The organism is uncultured Aquincola sp., assembly GCF_964001545.1.
Classification (GTDB): domain Bacteria; phylum Pseudomonadota; class Gammaproteobacteria; order Burkholderiales; family Burkholderiaceae_C; genus Aquincola.
Genome location: NZ_CAXFDV010000319.1, coordinates 1 through 3,820 on the forward strand (window position 1 = coordinate 1; position 3,820 = coordinate 3,820).

The following is a 3,820-nucleotide window of genomic DNA, read 5'->3' on the forward strand; positions in this document are numbered from 1 at the left end:
CGGCACGGCGGTGCCGGTGATGGCGGCATCCAGCCAGGCCAGGTCGGCCACGCTGCGGCCCATCGGGCCGACGGTGTCGCGCGTGTGGCTGATGGGCACCACCGCGTTTTCTTCGTGGTAGCGGCGCTCGGCCCCGCCATTGCCCACCGATGGCCGCAGCCCGGCAATGCCGCACAAGGCCGCCGGCACGCGGGTGGAGCCGCCGGTGTCGGTGCCCAGCCCCGCCACCGCGATGCGCGCCGCGATGGCCGCCGCGGTGCCGCCCGACGAGCCGCCCGGAATGCGGGTCACGTCGTACGGGTTGTGCACCGGCCCGGCAAAGGGCGAGAAGTTGGTGCTGGTGATGCCGAAGGCCAGCTCATGCAGGTTGGTCTTGCCCAGCACGATGGCGCCGGCCTGGCGCAGCTTGGCTACGCTGGGCGCATCGGCTGCGGCCACGACGTTGCGCAAGGCCGGCGTGCCGCCGGTGGTGGGCAGGCCGCGCACGTTGATGTTGTCCTTCACCACCAGGGGCAGGCCGGCCAGCGGCGGCAGCGCGGCGCCGCTGCGCACCTGGGCATCCACCATGCGCGCCGCGGCCAGCGCGCCGGCTTCGTCCAGCGTGATGAAGGCGTTGAGCGAAGCCAGCGCGCGGGCGCGGGCCAGCAGCGTGGTCACCAGTTCTTCGGCGGTCAGCCGGCCCTGGGCGATGGCCGAGACCGTCTCAGCGGCGCTCAGCTGCCGCTGCTCGGCGGCGCTGTAGCCCCCATCGCTGCCGCAGGCGGCCAGCAGGCCTGCGGCCCCGGTGGCGCTGCAGGCGCCCAGGGCGCCGGTGGTCTTGAGGAAGTGGCGGCGGTCGACGAAAGCAGGCATGCAGAGGCTCCGGCAGTGGAGCCAGGACGGTAGGCGGGGCGCCCACTCGGCCGCCATCCTCGGGAATGAGGAGGCGTGTGGCGCTTCAGCCGCGCAAACGGTGCGCCAGCGCGGCGCGGTTGGGCACGTCGAGCTTGCGGAAGGCGTGGTCCAGGTGCGTGCGCACGGTGGTCAGCGCAATGCCCAGCCGCTGCGCGATGGCCTTGTCGGGCAGGCCCTGCGCGGCCAGCTGCGCCACCTGACGCTCGCGGGTGCTCAGGCCCTGCAGGCCCTCGCGCTCGTCCGTGCCCGCCGCGGCCGGCATGCCGGCAACGCCCGCCGCGCCCGCTTGCCGGCTGCGCCGCAGCGCCGCCACGAAGGCCGGGCGCAGCAGGTCCAGCAGCGCACGGTCGTCGTCGTCGAAGTCGGCATGCCGGCGGTCGCGCCAGATGCGCATGTCGCCGATGTTGTGCTCGCCGTCCCAGGCGTAGAGGTTGATGCCCCAGTGCAGGCCGTCGCGCGCCAGAAAGTCGTTGAAGAACTCGGTGCGGCGCAGCGCCGGGTGGGGCAGCACGTCGGTGGCGCGCACCGCGCGGCGGTGCTGGCGCATCACCAGCGTGATGGGGTCGTGGAACTGGTAGTGGCGCTCGTAGCGGGCCAGGTTGGCCGGGTCCATCTCCAGGTGCACGCCATGGCCGAAGCGCTGGCCGTCTTCGTCCCACACATAGCTGGCGAAGAACTGCGCGCCCAGCAGCTGCAGCATCAGTCCGCCCAGCTGCTGGCGCACCTGCTGCTCCTGCAGCGGCTCGGCCAGGGTTCCCATCACGCGGGCCAGCACGTCGGCCCGGTTGCGGCTCAAGTACATGCGGCCCCCGGTGCGCCGATGAAGCAGGCGCAGCGCGGCGATGATAGGGGCGCGCGGCCCCCGTGCGTGGGCGTCAGCCGGCCTTCTTGGCCCAGGCGCTGCACCAGCCGGCGCCGGCCACCTGCTTGCCGCCGAAGAGCGGGCAGGGGGCGGCCTTGTCGGTGGCCTTGCCCTGGTACAGCGCGCAGTTGCCGCAGTGCTGCTCGGCCGCGAACTTGGGGTACTTCTTGGTGTCCACGCGCTTGGCATCGGCCACGTAGCCCAGCGCGGCGGCCTGCGGGTCCTTCTCGTCCAGCATGGCCTGGGCGCGGGCCCGCGGCGCGGCCAGCACCGCGGCGCTGCCGGCCACGGCCATCAGGAACACGCGGCGCTGGCGGATGGCGCCCGGATCGGCGGCGGCGGTGGCCGGCTGGCGGGGGGCTTGGGGTCGGCGGGTCATGTCGGGTCTCCTTGCGATGGCTGGGATGAAGCCGCAGGGTAGCCCTGAAGCGGGTCAGGGCCCTTGATGAATCGCAAAACCCGGCCGATCCGGCCTCATACTCCCGTTCAAATCCGATTCAGCGAGCCCTGACCGATGAAGCGCCCTGCCCCGGACCCCACCCCGCCCGCCCCCAGCCCGGCCTCTTCCGGCGGCGGCAGCCTGCACCGCAGCGGCGCGGTCGCCCGCATGCTGCAGATGCCGGTGGCCACGCTGCGCGTGTGGGAGCGGCGCTACGGCCTCAGCCAGCCGCAGCGCTCGGCCAGCGGCCAGCGGCTGTATTCGGCCGACGAAGTGCGCCGGCTGGCGCTGCTCAAGCAGCTGACCGATCGCGGCCATGCCATCGGCCAGCTGGCGGGGCTGAGCATGGCGCAGCTGCAGCAGGTGGCCAGCACCCATGCCAGCGTGCTGGCCGAGCAGCGCAGCGCGCCCATACCCGCGCCGCTGGCGGCCACCCCGCGGACAGCCGCCCGGCGCTGGCAGCTGGCGGTGGTGGGGCCGGCGCTGGCCGCGCGGCTGCAGGCACAGATGGCTTCCACGCGCTGGCCATTGGCGGTGAACCTGCGCGGGCCGTTTGCCAGCCTGGCCCAGGCCCAGGCGGCCGTGGCCGCCGAGCCGGTGGACGCCTGGCTGCTGGAAGTGCCGCGCCTGCACCCCGGTTGGCTGGCCGAGCAGCAGGCCGCCTGCCCGGCGCTGCGGGGCGCCCCCTGTGCGGTGCTGTACCGCTATGCCGCCGACGCCACCTGCCAGGCGCTGGCCGACACCGGCCTGGCCCTGTTGCGCGAGCCCCAGCCCGATGCGGTGCTGGGCCCCTGGCTGGCCGGCTGGCTGGCCAGCCAGGCGCTGCGCGAGGCCGAACAGGCGGCGCTGACCGCAGCGCCGGCCCTGGACCTGCCCGCCGCGCCCGGACCGGCCGGCCTGCCCGCACCGCAGGCGCCCATCCCGGCGCGCCGCTGGACCGACGCCGCACTGGCCGAGTTCGCCGGCCTGTCCACCACCATCGCCTGCGAATGCCCGCGGCACGTGGCCGAGCTGCTGATGCAGCTGTCGCACTTCGAGGCCTACAGCGCCGAATGCGCCGACCGCGGCCCCAGCGATGCGCAGCTGCACACCTACCTGCAACGGGTGGCCGCCAGCGCCCGCGCCAGCTTCGAGACCGCGCTGGAGCAGGTGGCCTTGCACGAAGGGCTGTTGCCGGCGCCGCCAGCGGCATCGGCGGGCCAGGGCTAGACTGCCTTTCCACGCGCCCTGCGTCCCACGCGGGCGGCCCCTGCCCGGGCAGTTCCGCCGCGGCAACCCTGGCCGCCGCACCGTTCTTGCCCGTTGCCTTGACCCCTCTGTCCGTGTTCACCCGGCCGCGCCACGTCGTGGCCCTGGCCCTGTTGTGCTGCCTGCTGTGGGGCAGCTCCTACCCCGCCATCAAGAGCGGCTACGCGCTGCTGCAGATCGTGCCGGCCGACCTGCCAGCCAAGCTGCTGTTCGCCGGCTGGCGCTTCCTGGCCGCCGGCGGGGTGCTGCTGGCCGCGCTGGCCCTGATGGGCCGCACGGTGCGCCTGCCCGATGCCCGCGCCTGGGGCCGCGTGAGCCTGCTGGGCCTGGCGCAAACCACGCTTCAGTACCTGTTCTTCTACGTGGGTCTGGCCTAC

5 protein-coding genes are annotated in these 3,820 nt (G+C 74.3%); 2 read left to right on the forward strand and 3 right to left on the reverse strand.

Annotated features, from left to right (window positions below):
* The 3 genes from ABNT58_RS11205 to ABNT58_RS11215 form a co-directional block, all read right to left on the reverse strand.
* A partial coding sequence (locus tag ABNT58_RS11205; RefSeq protein WP_348753558.1) for an amidase family protein occupies positions 1–852 on the reverse strand: 852 nt, incomplete at its 3' end.
* Positions 853–937: 85 nt separating this feature from the next.
* Complete coding sequence (locus ABNT58_RS11210) at positions 938–1,696, reverse strand: helix-turn-helix transcriptional regulator (protein ID WP_348753559.1); 759 nt, start codon at positions 1,694–1,696, stop codon at positions 938–940.
* Positions 1,697–1,769: 73 nt separating this feature from the next.
* Complete coding sequence (locus tag ABNT58_RS11215) at positions 1,770–2,051, reverse strand: high-potential iron-sulfur protein (RefSeq protein WP_348753562.1); 282 nt, start codon at positions 2,049–2,051, stop codon at positions 1,770–1,772.
* 219 nt (positions 2,052–2,270) lie between these two features.
* Between ABNT58_RS11215 and ABNT58_RS11220 the strand changes: the two genes are divergently transcribed.
* Together ABNT58_RS11220 and ABNT58_RS11225 are read left to right on the forward strand one after the other, a co-directional pair.
* Positions 2,271–3,404, forward strand: coding sequence for a MerR family transcriptional regulator (locus tag ABNT58_RS11220; protein WP_348753560.1), 1,134 nt, complete (start codon positions 2,271–2,273; stop codon positions 3,402–3,404).
* Between the two features lie 98 nt (positions 3,405–3,502).
* A partial coding sequence (locus ABNT58_RS11225) for an EamA family transporter (protein ID WP_348753561.1) occupies positions 3,503–3,820 on the forward strand: 318 nt, incomplete at its 3' end.